Here is a 21,853-nt window from a genome sequence, read left to right as displayed (position 1 = left end):
GTCGATGTCGATTCTTGTGGCAAACTCGGCCGCAAGAACTCGCACTACGTTCCAAGCCCAAATTTGCTGGAAGACGGCATTTTATCTAATTTTGCTGTCATGAACGGTTTCGTATCAAGCAACAAGATAAGTTTTGTAGTTTCACCTTGAGATTTTTAAATATTGATTGATGCAGAACTGGAAGTGAAATGACTTCTGGTTCTTTTTTTGATTGGAACTGGCGGATAAAATTTCACGCGTTAGTTTAGTTGTGCGGTATGATAAGGGTGGCAGTAAATTAGCAACGAAACATTTTGAAACTGGACAAAAAAAGTACATTATGAGAACAAATTCTGGTATTCTTATACGTAGATCGTTTTGATGTGTTAATTTATATTAACATCACACGTTGAAAGTAATGAACGGGGATAGCTGTGAATAAAAAAATTTATACCACAAGGCTAAAGCTGCGACCATTTGTGCCGGCTGATTTAACAGGGTTACGAGCCATCGTTGAAAACGAAGAAATTGCAGAGATGGCTAGTTTTCGTGTGGCTGCAAACGCGTTTGAAAGTGATTATTTTTTACAGCAACTTATGCAACCCAACATTTGGGCTATGACAATAAAGCAAACTTCAGAAGTTATCGGTAGTGTTGGGCTTTATCCAGTGGTGGGTGATAATCATGAACGAGATCCATTAAAACTGGAATTAGGTTACATGCTGAATCAAGATTTTTGGGGCCGCGGGTATATGACAGAAGCCGTTCAATCAATTTTAAATCATACTTTTCATGAAAACTCCGCATATGTCGTATTGGCAAGTACCTATGCTGAAAATAAACGATCGGCAGCTATTTTAGAACATCTTAGTTTTAAGAAGGTCGGTGAACATGTTTTACCGGCAAGTGTGTTAAATCCGGTTTCGCGACAAGAAAATTTTTATCAATTAACAGCGCAAGCATTTATAGAAGGTGGTCATTATGCAACTCACTAAAGGATTTGAACAAGCAGCATGTATTATTGCGTTATTGTGTACACAGGATCGCTCAATTCCGTTGACGACGGCGGTGATTCACGATCGATTAACAGGATCAGAGACTTATTTGCGAAAAATTATGCGTAAATTGGTTGTTGCCGGTTTGGTTACCTCAATTCCGGGAAATAATGGCGGTTTTCGACTAGCCAAAAAGCCAAGTGAAATTTCATTACTGGACATTGTTGAAGCGAGTGAAGGACCCATTAAAACATATCCAGACATGGGTTTTATTGAAAATGTGTTTTCTGAGGCCCATCCGATTGCCGAGCGTGGTAAAAATGTTTTAAACGACACATTTCAACAGGCAGATAATTTGTGGCGCGACTATCTCAAACATCAAAGTTTGAATGATGTGCTCGTTAAAATCATGGGTGAACCTGCAGTTCCGGGAATTGATTGGAACGGCTCTGACAATGAGTTACATGCCCAGTTTCAAAAGCTAAACGAGAAAATTCAGGGCACAAAATTAACGAATGATTAACACTTGGTGTTGTCAGATACACTGAGCTTGTATATAATTGATTCATATCGAAAGAAGAGGTTGCCAAACTCATCAGTCACAGCTTGTAGATGAAAAAGCATTGTAGACAAGTTGCAAAAGGGTGTTTGGCCGAAATTTTAAGTTGCTTTTTCAACTTAGAGTTGGGATCTGGTTTAATAAATCAGGGACTGTCGTGGTGCATTCAAACACATCGCGGGGCGCTATCTACGATTTGACTGAGAAATTTAGTAAGTCTTTTTGTATGGCGATTTGTTATGCAAAAAGGCTTTTTTTATTGGTTAAAAATAAGATTGCCTTTTTAATTCGAATTTTAAGGAGGAAGTAGCTTTATGGCACAGGAAGAGAATCATTCAATTGATCGATCTTTGAAGACACGGCATATCTCCATGATCGCGCTTGGAGGAAGTATTGGAACTGGATTATTTGTGGCTAGTGGGTCAGCGATTTCAGAGGCTGGTCCAGCTGGTGCACTGATTGCGTACGTGGCAATGGGGATCATGGTGTACTTCTTGATGACGAGTTTAGGGGAAATGGCCACTTACATGCCAGTTTCGGGTTCGTTTGCGACCTATTCCACAAAATATGTGGATCCGGCTTTGGGATTTGCGATGGGCTGGAATTACTGGTTTAACTGGGCAATTACCTTGGCAGTTGATATCAGTACAGTTTCCATTGTCATGAAATTTTGGCTACCCAACGTACCCGGTTGGGTTTGGAGTACGGTAGCGCTGATCTTGATTTTTGCGATTAACGCTTTAACGGTAAAGACGTTTGGTGAAACTGAGTACTGGATGGCGTTGATTAAGGTTGTCACGGTAATTATTTTCTTAGTCATTGGTGTGGCAGTAATTTTTGGCATTATGGGTGGTCATGCAACTTATCTAAACAACTTCACCTATAAAAAAGCACCGTTTGTCGGTGGGCTTCCGATGATTTTAAGTGTTTTCGTCGTTGCTGGATTTTCATTTCAAGGAACTGAATTGATTGGAATTACAGCTGGAGAATCTGAAACTCCCGAAAAGAGTGTCCCTAAGGCGATTAATCAAGTTTTCTGGCGCATTTTATTATTCTATATTTTAGCTATTTTTGTCATCGCTTGTATCATCCCGTACACAAGTCCCGATTTATTGGGTTCTTCTGCAAGTGATGTCAAAATTAGTCCGTTTACGCTAGTGTTCCGGCGAGCTGGTTTGGCAGGTGCGGCCAGCATTATGAATGCCGTGATCTTGACGTCGGTGATTTCATCGGCTAATTCTGGCATGTACGCTTCAACTCGGATGCTTTATTCGTTAGCTTTACAAGGATACGCACCCAAGACATTTAGCTTAACCACAAAACGAGGAATTCCTTTGATGGCGTTGATTGGCACAACGATTGTGGGGGCGTTAACATTTATTTCTAGCATTGCAGGCCCTGAAATCTATATGTGGCTGGTCGCTGCAAGTGGGCTGACTGGTTTTATTGCTTGGTTAGGGATTGCTATTTCTCATTTCCGTTTTCGCAGGGCATTCGTCAAACAAGGACACAAAGTCGAAGAATTACGCTACCATGCAAAATGGTTCCCATTTGGGCCGATTTTTGCGTTTGTACTGTGTCTACTCGTTATTGCCGGTCAAGATATCCATTCGTTTGCCACGTTTAACTGGGAAGCAATTGGGATCAGTTACATGAGTGTCCCGATTTTTATCATTTTATATACGTATTATAAAATTAAATATCATACTCATGTTATTTCGTTGGACGAAGTTGATTTAACACAACCTGATTTTATTTTAAAGGCTCGAAAAGCTGAAAAATAAGTGTATAATGTAAGGCGCTGCAATAAAACAGACTGTTTTTGAGAAAAGAAGTTTTAATCTACATGTTGTTTTAACTTAGATTCATGCTACAATATATAGTATTAAAACAGGAATAAAGGGGAACTTCGAATGATTGCATTGTCAGGCCCAATCGGCGCAGGAAAAACAACGTTAACAGAAATTTTGTCACAACATTTAGGTACAAAAGCATTTTATGAATCGGTGGATGATAATAAGATTTTGCCACTCTTTTATAAAGATCCTAAACGCTATGCTTTTCTTCTTCAGATTTATTTTCTGAATCGCCGTTTAGATGGTATTAAAGAAGCTTTTCAAACCAAAAATAGTGTGATGGATCGTTCTATTTATGAAGATTCACTTCTATTCCATCTGAATGCAGATTTGGGTCGGGCAACAAGCACCGAAGTTCAGATCTATGACTCTTTACTAACAAATATGATGGAAGAACTTCCAGAAACTCATTATCAAAAGAATCCTGATTTGTTAATTGATATCAACATTTCGTTTGATACAATGTTGGAACGGATCAAAAATCGTGGTCGCTCATATGAACAGATTGATAATGATCCTAGTTTATATGAGTATTATCGTGACTTGAATGATCGTTATAGTGAGTGGTATGACAATTATAATGAGAGTCCAAAGATTCAAATTGATGGGGATCAGTTTGATTTTGTGGAAGATCCACAGGCACGTCAAAAAGTAATTCAAACAATTGATCAAAAAATTGCTGAAATTTAGTTGTCTATTGGATTAGTTTCGGTTATGATTAGGTTATTAATAAATAAACGTAGATTCACATAAAGTAGATTTAAAGCGAGATAGAGTTAGTGAAAGCTATCAATCGAAACTCCGGTGGATTAAAACGGGTGAGTAATTTCACACGGCTGCGGTCGTTAAACTCCAATTAAGGGTGCTGGTAACAGCAAACTTGGGTGGTACCGCGAAAAAGACCTTTTCGTCCCAATTAATGGGATGATTAGGTCTTTTTATTATGTATACAAAATTGAAGGAGGACATGAAAATGTTAGATTTAAAAAATATTCGCACAAATACAGATTTCGTAAAAGAACGTTTAGGGACACGCGGTATTGATCCAAAAGAAATTGAAAAATTATTGGACGTGGATCAAAAACGTCGGGACTTAATCGTCGAAAGTGAAACACTCAAAAAGACGCGTAACGAGGTTTCAGACCAAATTTCGTTATTGAAACGTCAAAAAGAAGATGCCAATGACAAAATTACTGAAATGCGCAAAGTAAGTGGCGAGATCAAGGAACTTGATGCCCAATTGCAAACATTGACTGAACAAGTTCAGGATATGGCAGCTCATTTACCAAACATTCCTAACCAAGATGTCCCAATCAGTTTGACCGAAGAAGGCAGTGTGGAATTACGCAAAGTGGGTAAACCTCGTAAATTCACGTTTAAACCAAAAGCACATTGGGACATTGGTGAAGATTTAGGCATTTTAGATTTTGAAAGAGCAGCCAAGGTATCAGGCAGTCGGTTTGTTTATTATATTGGCATGGGTGCTAAGCTGGAACGGGCGGTTTATAACTTTTTCTTAGATCAAAATGATAAAGCTGGTTATACGGAAATGATTACGCCCTACATGGTGAATGATGAGTCAATGTATGGAACAGGCCAATTCCCTAAGTTTAAGGAAAATCATGCCGGCTATGAGATTCAAGATAGTGAATTAACTTTAATTCCAACTGCTGAAGTACCATTGGTTAACTTCCATCGCAATGAAATTTTGGATGGGGATGATTTACCAATTAATGAAACAGCTTTATCACCTGCATTTCGTTCTGAAGCGGGGAGTGCTGGCCGTGATACGCGTGGGTTGATTCGGATGCATCAATTCAACAAGGTGGAAATGGTTAAGTTTACAAAACCTGAAAATTCATGGAACGAACTTGAAAAGTTGACTAATCAGGCAGAAAGTTTACTGAAATTATTGAAATTGCCATACCATGTGATTACCTTAACAACGAGTGATATGAGTTTTACTGCTGCGATGACGCATGACTTGGAAGTTTGGATTCCAGCTCAAAACATGTATCGTGAGATTTCGAGTTGTTCAAATTGTACAGATTTTCAGGCTCGTCGGGCTCAAATTCGTTATCGAGATGAAAATGGCAAATTACAATATGTGCACACTTTGAATGGTTCTGGATTAGCAGTTGGGCGAACAGTGGCTGCTATTCTTGAAAATTATCAAAACGAAGATGGATCAGTTACCATCCCCGACGTTTTAGTACCCTATATGGGTGGTGTGACAAAAATTACAAAGTAGCTGTGAACTGGGTGATACTAGGAAAGGATCAAATATAATTCATAGTGGATATTTTACGACAACTACAAAAATTTATTGACAATTGGTAGGGGTCAATGATAATATTATGTAGTTGTCGTTTGATGGAGGATTAGCTCAGTTGGGAGAGCGTCTGCCTTACAAGCAGAGGGTCACAGGTTCGAGCCCTGTATCCTCCATTTGAGCCGTTAGCTCAGTTGGTAGAGCATCTGACTTTTAATCAGAGGGTCGGCAGTTCGAGGCTGCCACGGCTCATTTACAAATATAAGCATTGCGGGCGTGGCGGAATTGGCAGACGCGCAAGATTTAGGTTCTTGTATCGAAAGATGTAAGGGTTCGAGTCCCTTCGCCCGCACTTCTAATTAATATTCTGTATTAATTAGCCGACTTAGCTCAGTTGGCAGAGCATCTGTTTTGTAAACAGGAGGTCGGAGGTTCGAATCCTCTAGTCGGCATTAGCAACTATGCGGAAGTAGTTCAGTGGTAGAACATCACCTTGCCATGGTGGGGGTCGCGAGTTCGAATCTCGTCTTCCGCTTTGTAGTTTTCACTACAAGCACACATATATTTGCCGGGGTGGCGGAATTGGCAGACGCACAGGACTTAAAATCCTGCGGTCAGTGATGACCGTACCGGTTCGATCCCGGTCCTCGGCATTTTTAAAATAAGCACCCATAGCGCAATTGGATAGAGTGTCTGACTACGAATCAGAAGGTTGTAGGTTCGACTCCTACTGGGTGCATCCCCTTCAGGATTAACTGTTTATTGACAGATTGACTGAAAAAAACATAAAATGCCAACTGTAATTCGTTTACTAGTTGGCATTTTACGTTTAGGAGTATTTTAGCAACAATGTGTGGATTTAAGAACAAACGGGAAGTAGCTCAGCTTGGTAGAGCACCTGGTTTGGGACCAGGGGGTCGCAGGTTCGAATCCTGTCTTCCCGATTACGCACTTAGACGGTGGAAAAGTGCATTTACGGAGAATTACCCACTTAAAGTTATTTACCAATAACGGGAAGTAGCTCAGCTTGGTAGAGCACCACGTTCGGGACGTGGGGGTCGCAGGTTCGAATCCTGTTTTCCCGATTTATGAAGAGAAGCATCAAATCAGCCGATTTGATGCTTCTCTTTTTATAAAATGCTACATTACAATAGTACAAAGTTTACAATAGTACAAAGTTTAATCAAAAAATTAAAAGGTCCATTTCAAAAATGATTGAATATCTCTAAATTGTTCACCTGATGACCACTATTTTTAAGTTTTAATCATCAAGTGTCGGCCTCAGTACAAAAAACTTTGCTTTTTATGAAGAGTTTCGTATAATGAAAGTCAACATTAGTCAAAGATGCAAGAAAGGGTGTGCGAAATGCAAGGTCAGAATATTTCCGATATCATTGAAAAATATTTAAAACAGATTTTAGCGGACTCGGAAGAAATTGAGATTCGACGCTCGGAAATTGCTGATTTGTTTGATGTTGTGCCGTCTCAAATAAATTACGTTATTAAAACCCGCTTCACCATTCAAAATGGCTATGTCGTGGAAAGTAAACGGGGTGGCGGTGGCTATATTCGCATTGAAAAAGTCAAATTACTTGATGATTTGGATGTTTTGGATACACTTATTCAAGTGATTGGTGAATCCATCAATCAACGTGATGCCCTTTCCATTGTCAAAAGTTTGTATGAAGACGACGTCATTAACAAACGAGAAGGAAACCTGATTTTAGCAGCAATTGATAAGAAGACACTAGCGATTAACGATCGGGATATGGAAAATCAGTTGCGAGCAAGAATTTTAATCGGCATTTTAAATCACTTAAGGTATGAGAGTTAAAAGAAAGTAGGGTGTTAGCATGGATAACTTATTTACACCAAGTGCCAAAAACGTGCTGGCTATTTCACAAGAACAAGCTAAACGTTTTAAGCACCAAGCAGTTGGAACAGAACATTTACTGTTGGCCCTAGCAATCGAAAAGAATGGTATTGCCTATAAAGTTTTTCAACAATTTTCAGTAACTGAAACTGATATTGTAGAAGAAATTGAACGTTTTACTGGTTATGGCACTTTGAAAAATGTGGGTGCAAACGATTATTTGCCATATTCACCAAAAGCCAAAGAAGTTTTAGCGGCTGCTGGGGATGAAGCCAAGCGGTTAGGTGCAGCAAAAATAGGAACGGAACATTTGTTGCTTGCTTTATTAAGTGACGAAAATATTCTGTCTTCACGAATTTTAATTAGTTTGGACATGGATCTTAGCCAAACTCGCAAAGTTATTTTACGTAAGTTAGGCGTTAGTGCTTCGGCACAGCTACGGCAAAACCAAGCGCAAAATAGTCGAGGAGCTAAGCCAAAAGGCACGCCAACATTGGATTCAGTTGCGCGTGACATGACTCAAATGGCACAAGAGGGTCAAATTGATCCTGTGATTGGCCGCGAAAAAGAAGTTAAACGTGTGATTCAGATTTTGAGTCGCCGAACTAAAAACAATCCGGTTTTAATCGGTGAACCCGGCGTTGGTAAAACAGCAATTGCTGAGGGACTTGCACAACGTATGATTGATGGTAATGTGCCGGATGACTTAGCTAACAAGCGATTGATGATGCTTGACATGGGATCGCTAGTCGCCGGAACCAAGTATCGTGGCGAATTTGAAGACCGTTTGAAAAAAGTTATTGATGAAATTCATGAAGATAAACACATTGTCTTGTTTATTGATGAATTACACACATTAATCGGTGCTGGTGGTGCTGAAGGTGCAATTGATGCTTCGAATATTTTGAAGCCTGCTTTAGCACGCGGTGAACTCCAAACAATTGGGGCCACAACGCTTAATGAATATCAAAAATATATCGAAACTGATGCAGCCTTAGAACGCCGTTTTGCTAAAGTTGAAGTAGATGAACCAACCCCTGAAGAATCTGTTCAGATTCTACGAGGCTTACGCGGTAAATATGAGGAACACCATCATGTTGAAATTACTGATGATGCGATCAAACAAGCGGTCGAACTTTCTGATCGTTATATTAGTGACCGCTTTTTACCAGATAAGGCCATTGATTTAATGGATGAAGCTGCTGCTAAAGTACGAATTGACCAAATGGGCAAAACTGAGAAATCAACTTCTGAAAGTAAATTACAAGAGTTAACGGATGCCAAAGAAGCTGCTATTGAGGACCAGAATTTTGAGGAAGCTCAAAAGGTTCGGGTTAAGGAAGAAAAGCTGCGTGCCAAAATTGAAAAAGCTAAGGCTACTGCTACAGCTGATGATGCAAAGCCAAAATATCAACTTCAAGAAACTGCTGAGGACGTGGCACAAGTGGTCTCTGAGTGGACAGGTGTGCCATTAACCCAGTTGCAAAAGACTGAAAGTGAACGTTTAGTTAATCTTGAATCTATTCTGCATAAACGTGTTATTGGTCAAGAAGAAGCGGTGTCAGCAGTTTCCAGAGCAATTCGACGTGCACGAAGTGGCTTGAAAGATCCAGGTCGTCCAATTGGTTCGTTTATGTTCTTGGGCCCAACTGGAGTCGGGAAAACTGAATTGGCCAAAGCGTTGGCCGAAGCTATGTTTGGTTCTGAAGATAACATGATTCGAATTGATATGTCTGAATACATGGAACGTTATAGTACTAGTCGTTTGATTGGGTCTGCCCCCGGTTATGTTGGGTACGATGAAGGCGGCCAATTAACGGAACGTGTTCGTCAAAAACCTTATTCGGTTGTGTTATTTGATGAAGTTGAAAAGGCCCATCCGGATGTGTTTAACATTTTGTTACAAGTTTTGGACGATGGTTATCTAACTGACTCTAAAGGGCGAAAAGTTGATTTTAGAAACACTATTTTAATCATGACTTCTAACTTGGGTGCCACAGCATTGCGAGATGAAAAATCAGTTGGTTTTGGTGCCAAGGATGCAAGTCAGGATTATACGGCAATGTCGGCCAAGATTCGCGAAGTGCTCAAACAAAGCTTCCGACCTGAATTCTTAAACCGGATTGACGAAACCATTATCTTCCACTCTTTGACCCGTCCACAACTTCATAAAATTGTGAAATTGATGGCTCGTCAGATTTTGAAACGAGTTGCAGATCAGGGTATGACAGTCAAAATTACACCAGCGGCGATTGATGCGGTGGCGGAAGCTGGTTTCGATCCTGAATATGGGGCACGACCAATTCGCCGTGCGTTCCAAACCAAAGTTGAAGATAAACTAAGTGAATTAATGTTGTCAGGACAGGCTAAAATTGGTGATAATATCACTGTTGGTGCTCGTCATGGTAAGATTCAGGTGGCCGTTAAAAATCCAAAGCCGGATTCAAAACAGCCAACAGCTTAAATTAAATAAATTTACAGTTTTAATGTTTGACAGATGATAACAAATTGAGTATTATTAACTTTGTTTGTAACTGTGAATGAAATGGAGCGTTGCGATCTATTGTCCGTGGCGCTTTTCATAAAAAAGCAAAAATAGCTATCAAATTTAAGAGCTATTTTTGGTTTTTTTTTGCCAAAAAACAGTGCAATTTGTGAAATGTAATCAAACTGTAATGTAAAAGGCCGTTTGCGGAATATTTTAGAGAGGTGAATAACTTGGCAGGACATTTGGTAAAGTACGGTAAGCACCGAACCCGTAGAAGTTACGCGCGGATTAAAGAAGTGCTGGAACTTCCTAACTTGATTGAGATTCAAAGTAATTCATACCAGTGGTTCCTTGATGAAGGATTGAAAGACATGTTCGATGACATTATGCCAATCGACGATTTTGCCGGAAATCTTTCACTGGAATACGTGGATTATCAATTATTAGAACCAAAGTATACAGTGGATGAGGCGCGTGAGCATGAAGCAAATTACTCAGCACCTTTGCACGTTACTTTGCGTTTAACAAATCATGAAACTGGCGAAATTAAATCTCAGGATGTTTTCTTTGGTGATTTTCCATTAATGACAGAACAAGGTACGTTCATTATTAATGGTGCAGAACGGGTTATCGTTTCTCAGTTAGTTCGTTCACCTGGTGTTTATTACACTAAGGAAGCTGACAAAAACGGCCGAGATATTTGGGGCACAACAGTTATTCCTAATCGTGGAGCTTGGTTAGAATACGAAACAGATGCAAAGAACATTGCATATGTACGAATTGACCGAACTCGTAAAATTCCGATGACTGAATTAGTTCGAGCTCTTGGGTTCGGATCTGATGAAGAAATCGTTGATATGTTGGGTCAAACAGATAGTTTAGATAATACTTTGGACAAAGATGTTCATAAAAATTCTGAGGATTCTCGTGTTGAAGAGTCCTTGAAGGATATTTACGAACGTCTCCGCCCAGGTGAACCTAAAACTGCGGATAGTTCACGTAGTCTTTTAACTGCGCGTTTCTTTGATCCAAAACGTTATGATATGGCTCCTGTTGGCCGTTACAAGGTTAACAAGAAGTTAAGTTTGAAGACTCGTTTAGTTGGTCAAACCTTGGCTGAAACTTTAGCCGATCCAGATACTGGTGAAGTTATTGTGCAAAAGGGAACTGTTGTGACTAAAGATGTCATGAAAGACTTGGCACCATATTTAGACAAAAAAGATTTTAAGGCAATCACTTATACACCATCTGACGAATCAGTTGTTACAGCACCAATGACCGTTCAATCAATTAAGATTGTGAACCCTAACGATCCAGAACGTGAATTGACGATGATTGGCAATGACAACATCGATCTTAAATTGAAACACATTACACCTGCTGATATTATCGCTTCAATTAACTATTTCTTCTTATTACAAGAGGGAATCGGTTCAACTGACGATATTGACCATTTGGGTAATCGTCGTATTCGTTCAGTGGGTGAATTATTGCAGAACCAATTCCGAATTGGCCTTTCTCGAATGGAACGTGTTGTTCGTGAACGGATGTCCATTCAGGATGCAACAACAGTGACACCACAACAATTAATTAATATTCGTCCTGTTGTGGCTTCAATCAAAGAATTCTTTGGTTCTTCACAGTTGTCACAATTCATGGATCAAACTAACCCATTGGGTGAATTAACGCATAAGCGTCGTTTATCAGCCCTTGGTCCTGGTGGTTTAACTCGTGACCGTGCCGGATATGAAGTTCGTGATGTGCATTACACTCATTACGGTCGTATGTGTCCTATCGAAACGCCTGAAGGTCCTAACATTGGTTTAATTAACAGTTTGGCTAGTTACGCTAAAATCAATAAATATGGTTTTATCGAAACTCCTTACCGTCGTGTCTCATGGACATCTCATGCAGTTACCAACAAGATTGATTATTTAACTGCTGATGAAGAAGATCAATTTGTTATTGCTCAGGCAAACTCACCATTAAATGATGATGGTTCATTCGTTGATGATGAAGTTATGGCGCGTCATGAAAGTGACAATATTGAAATTAGCATTAACAATGTCGATTACATGGATGTTTCACCAAAACAAGTAGTTGCGGTCGCTACAGCATGTATTCCTTTCTTGGAAAATGATGATTCTAACCGTGCCTTAATGGGAGCTAACATGCAGCGTCAGGCTGTTCCTTTGCTTGACCCACATGCACCATTGGTCGGAACTGGTATTGAATATAAAGCTGCCCATGATTCTGGAGTTGCGTTGATTTGTAAACATGACGGAACTGTTGAATACGTTGATGCCCGTCAAATTCGGGTACGTCGTGATGATGGTGCTTTAGATACCTATAAATTAATGAAATTCCGTCGTTCTAATGGCGGTAAGAACTACAACCAACGTCCAATCGTGAAAGTTAATGATCATGTGGATAATGATGAGGTTTTAGCTGATGGTCCTTCTATGGAAGGTGGAGAATTAGCACTTGGTCAAAACCCACTAGTTGCCTTCATGACATGGCAAGGTTATAACTTCGAAGATGCCATTGCTATTAATGAACGATTAGTTCGTGATGACGTTTATACTTCTATTCATATTGAAGAGTACGAATCAGAAGCTCGTGATACCAAGCTCGGACCTGAGGAAATGACTCGTGAGATTCCTAACGTCGGTGAAGATGCCCTTAAAGATCTTGATGAAGACGGAATTGTTCGAATCGGTGCTGAAGTTGAAGATGGCGATATCTTAGTTGGTAAGGTTACACCTAAGGGAGTGACTGAGTTATCAGCTGAGGAACGTCTACTTCACGCAATCTTTGGTGAAAAGGCCCGTGAAGTTCGTGATACTTCACTTCGGGTTCCTCATGGTGGCGGCGGTATTATCCAGGATGTAAAGATCTTTACTCGTGAAAATGGGGATGAACTTTCACCTGGTGTTAATATGATGGTTCGGGTTTATATCGCTCAAAAGCGTAAGTTACAAGTTGGCGATAAGATGGCCGGACGTCATGGTAACAAGGGTACTGTTTCTGTAGTTATTCCTGAAGAAGATATGCCATACATGCCAGATGGTACGCCAATTGACATTATGTTAAGTCCAATGGGTGTGCCGTCACGTATGAATATCGGTCAGGTTTTGGAATTGCATTTAGGAATGGCTGCCCGTAACTTGGGAATCCATGTTGCCACACCTGTCTTTGATGGTGCCCGTGATAAAGATATCTGGGATGCGGTTAAAGAAGCGGGGATGCAATCAGATGCCAAGACCGTTTTATATGACGGTCGGACTGGTGAACCATTTGAACAACGGATTGCCGTTGGAGTTATGCATTACATGAAGTTAGCCCACATGGTTGACGATAAGATTCATGCCCGTTCAATCGGACCTTACTCATTAGTTACGCAACAACCATTAGGTGGTAAAGCCCAATTTGGTGGTCAGCGTTTTGGTGAAATGGAAGTTTGGGCTCTTGAAGCTTATGGTGCTGCATATACTTTGCAAGAAATCTTGACTTACAAATCAGATGATGTTGTCGGTCGTGTTAAGACTTATGAAGCCATTGTCAAAGGTGATCCAATTCCACGTCCAGGTGTACCTGAATCCTTCCGTGTTCTTGTGAAGGAATTACAAGCACTTGGTCTGGATATGAAAGTTCTTGATAATGATAAGAATGAAATTGAGTTGCGTGACATGGATGACGAAGATGATGATGTTGTCAATGTGGATGCACTCAGTAAGTATGCTGAAGAACAGAAAGATAAATCAAAAGCAGATGCTAAAACAGCTGCAACTGCCAAAGATGCTTCTTCTGTAAGTGAAACAAAAGCTGAAACAGAAAATAATAAAAAGTAAGTTTAACTAGTCAATAATCAAATCAAGAAGGAGGTCGATCCTTTGATCGATGTCAATAAGTTTGAAAGCATGCAAATTGGGCTCGCATCCCCTGACAAGATCAGAAGTTGGTCATATGGTGAAGTTAAAAAGCCAGAAACGATTAACTATCGAACATTAAAGCCTGAAAAAGATGGCTTGTTCGATGAACGAATTTTCGGACCAACTAAAGATTACGAATGTGCCTGTGGAAAATACAAGCGAATTCGTTATAAGGGAATTGTCTGTGACCGTTGTGGTGTTGAAGTTACTAAGTCAAAAGTTCGTCGTGAACGGATGGGTCATATTGAATTAGCTGCTCCAGTTACTCACATTTGGTACTTTAAGGGTATCCCAAGTCGAATGGGCTTAGTTTTGGATATGAGTCCTCGTGCTCTTGAAGAAATCATCTATTTCGCTTCATACGTTGTAATTGATCCAGGTAAAACACCACTCGAAAAGAAACAATTATTAACAGAGCGTGAATACCGTGAAAAATTAGAAGAATATGGTAATACCTTCAATGCCAAGATTGGTGGCGAGGCAATTAAAGAATTGCTTCAAGATGTTGATCTTGAAAAAGAAGCTAAAACTTTAAAAGAAGAACTCAAGGATGCTTCTGGACAAAAGCGGACTCGTGCCGTTCGTCGTTTAGACATTATTGAAGCCTTTATTCAATCTGGTAACGAGCCTGACTGGATGATTATGGATGCAATTCCTGTCATTCCACCAGATTTACGGCCAATGGTTCAATTGGATGGTGGTCGTTTTGCCACTTCTGATTTGAATGATTTGTACCGTCGAGTAATAAACCGTAACAATCGTTTGAAACGTTTATTAGACTTGAATGCTCCTGGAATTATCGTTCAAAATGAAAAACGAATGTTACAAGAAGCCGTTGATGCATTGATTGATAATGGTCGTCGTGGCCGTCCAGTTGCTGGACCTGGTAATCGTCCATTGAAGTCACTTTCACATATGTTGAAAGGTAAGCAAGGACGTTTCCGTCAAAACTTACTTGGTAAACGTGTTGATTATTCTGGCCGTTCCGTTATTGATGTTGGGCCATCACTTAAGATGAACCAAATGGGATTACCTGTCCCAATGGCTTTGGAATTATTCAAGCCATTCATCATGAAAGAATTGGTTTCACGTAACTTAGCTTCAAACATTAAGAATGCTAAACGCAAAATTGATCGCAAAGATGATGATGTTTATGATGTTTTGGAAGATGTTATTAAAGAACATCCAGTATTGTTGAACCGTGCACCTACTTTGCATAGACTTGGAATTCAGGCTTTCGAACCTGTTTTGGTAAGTGGTAAAGCAATGCGTTTGCATCCATTAGTTTGTGAAGCTTACAATGCCGATTTTGATGGGGATCAAATGGCGATTCATTTGCCTTTATCAGATGAAGCTCAAGCCGAAGCACGTTTGTTAATGCTTGCTGCCCATCATATTTTGGCTCCTGCTAATGGTAAACCTGTGGTAACACCTTCTCAGGATATGGTTATTGGTAACTATTGGTTGACCATGGAACGTGAAAATAGTGTTGGCGAGGGCATGATCTTTAAAGATCTTGATGAAATTCGTTTAGCTATGCAAAATGGCTATGTTTCTGAACATACACGAATTGGGCTTCAAGTTAGCTCAATGCCAAAGAAACCATTCACTGATGAACAACGCAATCGCATTTTAGTGACAACCGCTGGAAAAGCGATTTTCAATGATATTTTACCAAAGGGCTTAATTTATTTGAACGAACCCACTGATGAAAACTTAGTCAATGGTACGCCGGATAAATATTTCTTGGCACCTGGTGAAGACATTAAGGCCTTTATTAAAGAACAGCCTTTAATCCCACCATTCAAAAAAGGTTTCTTGAGTGATATTATTGCGCAAGTTTACAAGCAATATAAAGTTACCCAAACTTCCTTACTTTTGGACCGTATGAAGGATCTTGGTTATGATATTTCGACTAAGTCTGGATTAACAGTCGGAATTGCGGATATTACTGATTTGAAAGAAAAACCAGAAATTGTAGCAGCTGCCCACAAACAAGTCGCAACCGTTACAAAACAATTCCGTCGTGGTTTAATTACTGATGACGAACGTTATGAACGAGTTGTTGGAATTTGGAACGATGCTAAAGATGATATTCAACAAAAATTGATGGAGAGTTTTGATCCTCAAAATCCAATTTATATGATGAGTGATTCTGGTGCTCGTGGTAACATTTCAAACTTTACTCAGTTAGCTGGTATGCGTGGTTTGATGGCTGCTCCTAATGGTAAAATTATGGAATTGCCTATTCTTTCAAACTTCCGTGAAGGTCTTTCTGTTTTGGAAATGTTTATTTCAACCCATGGTGCTCGTAAAGGTATGACTGATACTGCCTTGAAGACTGCCAACTCAGGTTACTTAACCCGTCGTTTGGTTGATGTTGCCCAGGATGTTATTGTTCGTGAAAAAGACTGTGGAACTGATCGTGGCTTAACGATCTCTGCAATTGTTGAAGGTAATGAAGTGATTGAGTCTCTGTATGATCGTGTCTTAGGTCGTTACACTCAAAAATCAGTTTATAATCCTGAAACAGGCGAGAAGATTATTGGCAAGAACGAAATGATCGATGAACCAAAAGCTCAACAAATCATTGATGCTGGTATTAAGACTGTTACCATTCGTTCGGCATTTACTTGCAACACTCGTCATGGTGTTTGTGAACGGTGTTATGGACGGAACATGTCTACTGGTGACCGGGTTGAAGTTGGTGAAGCAGTTGGTACTGTTGCTGCTCAATCAATCGGTGAACCAGGTACTCAGTTAACTATGCGTAACTTCCATACTGGTGGTGTTGCCGGAAACGATGATATTACCCAAGGACTTCCTCGTATTCAAGAAATTGTTGAAGCGCGTAATCCTAAAGGTCGTGCTGAAATTACTGAAGTTACTGGTACAGTTGAGTCAGTTGAAGAGAATCCTGCCGAACGTAGCAAAGAAGTTACGATCAAAGGTGAAACTGATACACGGACTTACACTTTACCAATTACAGCACGCATGAAGGTTGCTGAAGGTGACTTTATTCACCGTGGTTCAGCTTTGAATGAAGGTTCAATTGATCCTAAGGAATTGTTGAAGGTTCGTGATGTTCTTTCAACTGAAAACTATCTGTTACGTGAAATTCAACGTGTTTACCGTATGCAAGGTGTAGAAATCTTGGATAAACATATTGAAATCATGGTTCGTCAAATGCTTCGTAAGATTCGTGTTATGGATCCTGGCGATACAGATGTCCTTCCTGGTACTTTGCTTGATATCAACGATTTCAAAGATGCGAACTACAAGACATTGATTGCCGGTGGTATTCCAGCAACTGCTCGTCCTGTTCTTCTCGGAATTACAAAGGCTGCTTTGGAAACAAATAGTTTCTTATCAGCTGCATCATTCCAGGAAACAACACGAGTATTAACTGATGCTGCTATCCGTGGTAAGAATGATCCATTAGTTGGTTTGAAGGAAAATGTTATTATTGGTAAGATTATTCCTGCTGGAACAGGAATGCCTGATTATCGTAAGATCATTCCAAAGACCGTTGGTGGAAAAGTGGCCGAACCTAAGTCACTCAGTGATGTCGAAAAAGAAATGGATACAGAAACAACTAAATAGTGTTTCTAATCTGATAATTAAAAGCAGAACTTGAGCCAAATCAAGTTCTGCTTTTTTGTTGCAATTTTTAGGCTGAAATTAAGAGATAGCCAAAAGTTAAATAAGGAATAAATGGAATTTTACGCGCATGTAAATGCGGAAAACAGAGCGTTAGAATTAAACAAAGGGTAGAGGCAAGACATAGAATTGAAGAGATGACTTGTAAACGGGAAAGAATGATGAAGACAAATACTAGTTCAAAATCTGCTTCACCGAATCCTTTAATAAGGTTTGAAAATTGAAACGACGAAAAAACGCTTAGCATTAAAGCCAGAAATATCATACAGTTTAGTATCGTAAATTGAAAGCTTAATCCTAATAGACCTAAAACACCAAGAAAGTAGCCATTCACATATGTTTGTTTAAAATCTATGAGACTTAAATAAATTAATACGGTGACAACGAAAAGTTGAAAGAAAAGTTTTAATGGTTGAAATGTGACCGTGAAAACATGCAAGTAAAGGATGCCCAGAACTAATTCCACACAACATGAAGTGGGTGGAAACCTTTGGTGACAGTAACGACATTGACCATTTAGCCAGCAATAACTAAAAATTGGAATTAAATCAACCGGTTTAAGAATGGTTTGGCAGTTTGAACAATGAGAACGAGGTTTGATGATAGACTGCTTCGTTTCCGCACGGTCGATACAAAGTGTCAAAAAGGAGCCAATGGTAGCTCCCGTGATAAAAAAGTAAATTTGAATAAGCATTTAATTACCTCCGATATTAATAAGTTACGAAAATTTGATTGACTTATTTGACGATAAAATAAGTTTTAATTTTTCAATTTGATTGCATAGGATGTAAAACAGGTGACAAAGCCCGTGAAACAAGGAGAAGACTCGAATTTATTTTGGAAAAAAGTTTGACAAGGCATGCTGATGATGATAATCTAAGAAAGGTGCTTTTTGTGGACAGGTTCTGTATTAGACAGACATGCTGACTGGAAACGGTGGCACAAAGCCATGTTGAGGCGGTTTTTTTTATCAATAAAAAAGACCCACCTGGATGTGTGTACTTAAACAAACAAGATTTTTTATTCGGAAGGGGAAACAATTAATGCCTACAATCAACCAATTGGTTCGTAAGGGTCGTCATTCACACGGTTCTAAATCTAAGGCTCCTGCTTTAAATTATGGCTACAACAGTATGAAGAAAAAAGCTGTTGCTAACCCAGCACCACAAAAACGTGGCGTTGCAACTCGTGTTGGTACTATGACACCTAAGAAACCTAACTCTGCTTTACGTAAATATGCTCGTGTACGTCTTTCTAACTTGATCGAAGTTACAGCATATATCCCAGGAATCGGACATAACTTACAGGAACATAGTGTTGTGCTCATTCGTGGCGGTCGTGTTAAGGATTTACCTGGTGTACGTTATCACGTTATCCGTGGTGCACTTGATACAGCCGGTGTTACTGATCGTAAACAAAGCCGTTCTAAATACGGTACAAAGAAACCTAAGAAGTAAGGAGGTTATTTAAATGCCAAGAAAAGGCCCTGCATCAAAACGCGAAGTATTACCTGATCCAATTTACAACTCAAAGTTAGTAACTCGTTTAATTAACCATTTAATGTTAGATGGTAAACGTGGTACAGCTTCAAAAATTCTCTATAATGCATTCGACGTCATCAAATCTGAAACTGGTAACGAACCAACTGAGGTATTTGATGAAGCTATGAAGAACATTATGCCAGTTCTTGAAGTTAAGGCTCGTCGTGTTGGTGGTTCTAACTACCAAGTACCAATCGAAGTACGTCCAGATCGTCGGACAACTTTAGGACTTCGTTGGCTCGTGAACTATTCACGCCTTCGTGGTGAACATACAATGACAGAACGTCTTGCTCGTGAAATTATGGACGCTGCAAATAATACAGGTGCTTCAGTTAAAAAGCGTGAAGATACTCATAGAATGGCTGAAGCCAACCGAGCATTTGCTCATTATCGTTGGTAATTTTCCGCTTGTTGCTTAATCCAACATGTTTGGAAAGAGCAATAACAAATGGCTATTATATGAAGTCCATATAGTAGTCATTTTTTCTAATTTTGACTCTTTAACCATTAATTTGAAGGGAGAAACATTTTTTAATATGGCTAACAAAAGAGAATTTCCACTTGAAAAGACTCGTAATATCGGGATCATGGCTCATATCGATGCCGGTAAAACGACTACTACAGAGCGGATTTTGTACTACACTGGTAAAATTCATAAAATTGGTGAAACTCATGATGGGGCTTCACAAATGGACTGGATGGCCCAAGAACAGGAACGTGGTATTACCATCACTTCAGCTGCTACTACAGCTGCATGGAAAGACCACCGTATCAATATTATCGATACCCCAGGACACGTGGACTTCACTGTTGAAGTTGAGCGTTCCCTCCGTGTGTTAGATGGTGCTGTTGCCGTTCTTGACGCCCAAGCTGGTGTTGAACCTCAAACTGAAACTGTTTGGCGTCAAGCTTCTGATTACAGTGTTCCACGGATTGTTTTTGCAAACAAGATGGATAAAGTCGGTGCTGACTTTGACTTCTCTGTACAAACAATCAAGGACCGTCTTCAGGCTAATGCTTTGCCAATTCAAATGCCAATTGGTGCTGAAGATGATTTTGAAGGGGTTATTGACCTCGTCGAAATGAAAGCTGATCTTTACGATGAAGACCAACTAGGTACCGAATGGGATACAGTTGATGTGCCTGATCAATATAAAGAAGAAGCTGAAAAGCGTCGGACGGAAATGATCGAACAATTAGCTGATATCGATGATGACATCATGGAAAAATACCTTGGTGGCGAAGAAATCAGTAAAGAAGAAATCAAGGCTGCTATCCGTAAGGGTACATTGAATCTTGAATTATTCCCTGTTTTAGCTGGTTCAGCTTTCAAAAACAAGGGTGTTCAGATGATGTTGGATGCTGTTGTAGATTACTTGCCATCTCCTTTGGATGTTAAGCCATACAACGCCATCAATCCTGAAACTGATGAAGCTGTTGAATTAACTGCTGGTGATGACAAACCATTTGCTGCCTTAGCATTTAAGGTTGCAACTGATCCATTCGTTGGTCGTTTGACTTATATTCGTGTTTATACGGGAACTTTGGAATCAGGTTCTTATGTATTGAACTCAACAAAAGACAAACGTGAACGTGTTGGTCGTTTACTTCAGATGCATTCTAATCACCGTCAAGAAATCCCAGAAGTTTTCTCTGGTGATATTGCTGCTGCAATTGGTTTGAAGAACACAACTACTGGTGATTCATTGACTGATCCAGATCATCCACTACATTTGGAATCAATGGAATTCCCTGATCCAGTTATCCAAGTTGCCGTAGAGCCAAAATCTAAGGCTGACCAAGATAAGATGGATATTGCGCTTCAAAAGCTTGCTGAAGAAGATCCAACATTCAAGGCTGAAACAAACCCTGAAACTGGTGAAACTTTGATTGCCGGAATGGGTGAGTTACATTTGGACATTATCATTGACCGTATGAAACGTGAATTTAACGTTGAAGCGACTGTTGGTGCTCCTCAAGTTGCTTACCGTGAAGCATTCACTAAGCCGGCTTCTGCACAAGGTAAGTTTGTTCGTCAGTCTGGTGGTAAAGGACAATATGGTGATGTTTGGATTGAATTCACACCTAATGAAGAGGGTAAAGGATTCGAATTCGAAGATGCTATTGTTGGTGGGGTTGTTCCTCGTGAATTTATCCCAGCTGTAGAACAAGGTTTACGTGAAGCCTTAAATAACGGTGTTCTTGCAGGTTACCCATTGGTTGACTTGAAAGCTAAGTTATATGATGGTAGTTATCATGAAGTCGATTCTAGTGAAGCAGCTTTCAAGGTTGCCGCATCAATCTCACTTCACAATGCTGCTAAAAAGGCTGCTCCTGTAATTTTGGAACCTGTTATGAAGGTTGAAGTTCGTGTACCAGAAGAGTACATGGGTGATATCATGGGTCAGATTACAGCTCGTCGTGGTCGTGTTGAAGGAATGGAAGCTATCTCAGGCGCTGAAGAAATTCATGCCTTTGTACCACTTTCAGAAATGTTTGGTTATGCAACTACCTTACGTTCAGCTTCACAGGGTCGTGGAACATTCACAATGACATTTGATCATTACGAAGCAGTTCCTAAGTCTATTCAAGAAGAAATCATCAAGAAAAATGGCGGTTCTTCAAGTAAAGACTAATTTCTAATTTAGAATAAATTAAAGCTCATTAGCCGCAGTGTAAAAACTGTGATTAATGAGCT

Annotated in this window: 13 protein-coding genes, 9 tRNA genes and 1 riboswitch; of the genes, 21 read left to right on the top strand and 1 reads right to left on the bottom strand. The window is 39.8% G+C overall.

Annotated features, from left to right (window positions below; translation table 11 throughout):
* The first annotated feature begins 413 nt into the window (after window positions 1-413).
* The 18 genes from DD627_RS02610 (at window position 414) to rpoC (ending at window position 17,557) form a co-directional block, all read left to right on the top strand.
* Window positions 414-974: a GNAT family N-acetyltransferase gene (locus DD627_RS02610; RefSeq protein ID WP_260267175.1), complete on the top strand. Its 561-nt coding sequence runs from the start codon at window positions 414-416 to the stop codon at window positions 972-974.
* Complete coding sequence (locus tag DD627_RS02605) at window positions 961-1,497, top strand: Rrf2 family transcriptional regulator (RefSeq protein ID WP_260267173.1); 537 nt, start codon at window positions 961-963, stop codon at window positions 1,495-1,497. Before DD627_RS02610 ends, DD627_RS02605 begins: the two co-directional genes overlap by 14 nt.
* Before the next feature lie 46 nt (window positions 1,498-1,543).
* Window positions 1,544-1,729: riboswitch (Lysine riboswitch) on the top strand.
* Between the two features lie 118 nt (window positions 1,730-1,847).
* On the top strand, window positions 1,848-3,317 hold the full coding sequence (locus DD627_RS02600; RefSeq protein ID WP_260267172.1) for an amino acid permease: 1,470 nt from the start codon (window positions 1,848-1,850) through the stop codon (window positions 3,315-3,317).
* Window positions 3,318-3,446: 129 nt separating this feature from the next.
* A complete protein-coding gene (locus tag DD627_RS02595) occupies window positions 3,447-4,079 on the top strand; it encodes a deoxynucleoside kinase (protein WP_260267171.1) in 633 nt (210 codons plus the stop codon).
* Between the two features lie 283 nt (window positions 4,080-4,362).
* A complete protein-coding gene (gene serS / locus DD627_RS02590) occupies window positions 4,363-5,640 on the top strand; it encodes a serine--tRNA ligase (protein WP_260267170.1) in 1,278 nt (425 codons plus the stop codon).
* Between the two features lie 124 nt (window positions 5,641-5,764).
* Window positions 5,765-5,837: transfer RNA gene (locus DD627_RS02585), tRNA-Val, on the top strand.
* Between the two features lie 3 nt (window positions 5,838-5,840).
* A tRNA-Lys gene (locus DD627_RS02580) sits at window positions 5,841-5,913 on the top strand.
* An 18-nt stretch (window positions 5,914-5,931) separates the two neighbouring features.
* Window positions 5,932-6,013, top strand: a tRNA-Leu gene (locus DD627_RS02575).
* Window positions 6,014-6,040: 27 nt separating this feature from the next.
* Window positions 6,041-6,113, top strand: a tRNA-Thr gene (locus DD627_RS02570).
* Between the two features lie 11 nt (window positions 6,114-6,124).
* Window positions 6,125-6,196: transfer RNA gene (locus tag DD627_RS02565), tRNA-Gly, on the top strand.
* 32 nt (window positions 6,197-6,228) lie between these two features.
* A tRNA-Leu gene (locus DD627_RS02560) sits at window positions 6,229-6,314 on the top strand.
* A gap of 12 nt (window positions 6,315-6,326) precedes the next feature.
* A tRNA-Arg gene (locus DD627_RS02555) sits at window positions 6,327-6,400 on the top strand.
* Between the two features lie 131 nt (window positions 6,401-6,531).
* Window positions 6,532-6,605 (top strand) — tRNA-Pro (locus tag DD627_RS02550).
* 67 nt (window positions 6,606-6,672) lie between these two features.
* Window positions 6,673-6,746, top strand: a tRNA-Pro gene (locus DD627_RS02545).
* Between the two features lie 281 nt (window positions 6,747-7,027).
* On the top strand, window positions 7,028-7,495 hold the full coding sequence (locus tag DD627_RS02540; RefSeq protein ID WP_260267240.1) for a CtsR family transcriptional regulator: 468 nt from the start codon (window positions 7,028-7,030) through the stop codon (window positions 7,493-7,495).
* 19 nt (window positions 7,496-7,514) lie between these two features.
* On the top strand, window positions 7,515-9,998 hold the full coding sequence (locus DD627_RS02535) for an ATP-dependent Clp protease ATP-binding subunit (RefSeq protein ID WP_057782443.1): 2,484 nt from the start codon (window positions 7,515-7,517) through the stop codon (window positions 9,996-9,998).
* 254 nt (window positions 9,999-10,252) lie between these two features.
* Entirely contained in the window at window positions 10,253-13,873 is a 3,621-nt protein-coding gene (rpoB, locus tag DD627_RS02530; protein WP_260267243.1) for a DNA-directed RNA polymerase subunit beta, read from the top strand.
* A gap of 42 nt (window positions 13,874-13,915) precedes the next feature.
* Window positions 13,916-17,557, top strand: coding sequence for a DNA-directed RNA polymerase subunit beta' (rpoC, locus tag DD627_RS02525; protein ID WP_260274902.1), 3,642 nt, complete (start codon window positions 13,916-13,918; stop codon window positions 17,555-17,557).
* A gap of 67 nt (window positions 17,558-17,624) precedes the next feature.
* Here the strand turns inward: rpoC and DD627_RS02520 are convergent, their stop codons facing one another.
* A complete protein-coding gene (locus tag DD627_RS02520) occupies window positions 17,625-18,308 on the bottom strand; it encodes a prepilin peptidase (RefSeq protein WP_260274903.1) in 684 nt (227 codons plus the stop codon).
* A 349-nt stretch (window positions 18,309-18,657) separates the two neighbouring features.
* Between DD627_RS02520 and rpsL the strand changes: the two genes are divergently transcribed.
* From rpsL to fusA, 3 genes are all read left to right on the top strand, one after another.
* The gene (rpsL, locus tag DD627_RS02515) at window positions 18,658-19,071 is read left to right on the top strand and encodes a 30S ribosomal protein S12 (protein ID WP_046871289.1); all 414 of its coding nucleotides are present in this window, start codon (window positions 18,658-18,660) and stop codon (window positions 19,069-19,071) included.
* 13 nt (window positions 19,072-19,084) lie between these two features.
* Window positions 19,085-19,555 carry a 30S ribosomal protein S7 gene (rpsG, locus tag DD627_RS02510; protein WP_057782453.1) on the top strand — a complete coding sequence of 157 codons (471 nt, stop codon included), beginning with the start codon at window positions 19,085-19,087 and terminating at the stop codon, window positions 19,553-19,555.
* 136 nt (window positions 19,556-19,691) lie between these two features.
* Window positions 19,692-21,791, top strand: coding sequence for an elongation factor G (fusA, locus tag DD627_RS02505; protein WP_057782456.1), 2,100 nt, complete (start codon window positions 19,692-19,694; stop codon window positions 21,789-21,791).
* The last annotated feature ends 62 nt before the right edge of the window (window positions 21,792-21,853 follow it).

This window comes from Pediococcus sp., from assembly GCF_003533255.1.
Taxonomy (GTDB): Bacteria; Bacillota; Bacilli; order Lactobacillales; family Lactobacillaceae; genus Pediococcus; species Pediococcus parvulus.
Note: the sequence above shows the minus strand (reverse complement) of the source record. Positions and strands in the feature narration are given on the sequence as shown.

Bases quoted from the DNA above. Each gene is read 5' to 3' on its own strand.
- DD627_RS02520 (WP_260274903.1), bottom strand. From the start codon at position 18,308: ATGCTTATTCAAATTTACTTTTTTATCACGGGAGCTACCATTGGCTCC.
- fusA (WP_057782456.1), top strand. From the start codon at position 19,692: ATGGCTAACAAAAGAGAATTTCCACTTGAAAAGACTCGTAATATCGGG.
- rpsG (WP_057782453.1), top strand. From the start codon at position 19,085: ATGCCAAGAAAAGGCCCTGCATCAAAACGCGAAGTATTACCTGATCCA.
- DD627_RS02540 (WP_260267240.1), top strand. From the start codon at position 7,028: ATGCAAGGTCAGAATATTTCCGATATCATTGAAAAATATTTAAAACAG.
- DD627_RS02535 (WP_057782443.1), top strand. From the start codon at position 7,515: ATGGATAACTTATTTACACCAAGTGCCAAAAACGTGCTGGCTATTTCA.
- rpsL (WP_046871289.1), top strand. From the start codon at position 18,658: ATGCCTACAATCAACCAATTGGTTCGTAAGGGTCGTCATTCACACGGT.
- DD627_RS02595 (WP_260267171.1), top strand. From the start codon at position 3,447: ATGATTGCATTGTCAGGCCCAATCGGCGCAGGAAAAACAACGTTAACA.
- DD627_RS02600 (WP_260267172.1), top strand. From the start codon at position 1,848: ATGGCACAGGAAGAGAATCATTCAATTGATCGATCTTTGAAGACACGG.
- serS (WP_260267170.1), top strand. From the start codon at position 4,363: ATGTTAGATTTAAAAAATATTCGCACAAATACAGATTTCGTAAAAGAA.
- DD627_RS02605 (WP_260267173.1), top strand. From the start codon at position 961: ATGCAACTCACTAAAGGATTTGAACAAGCAGCATGTATTATTGCGTTA.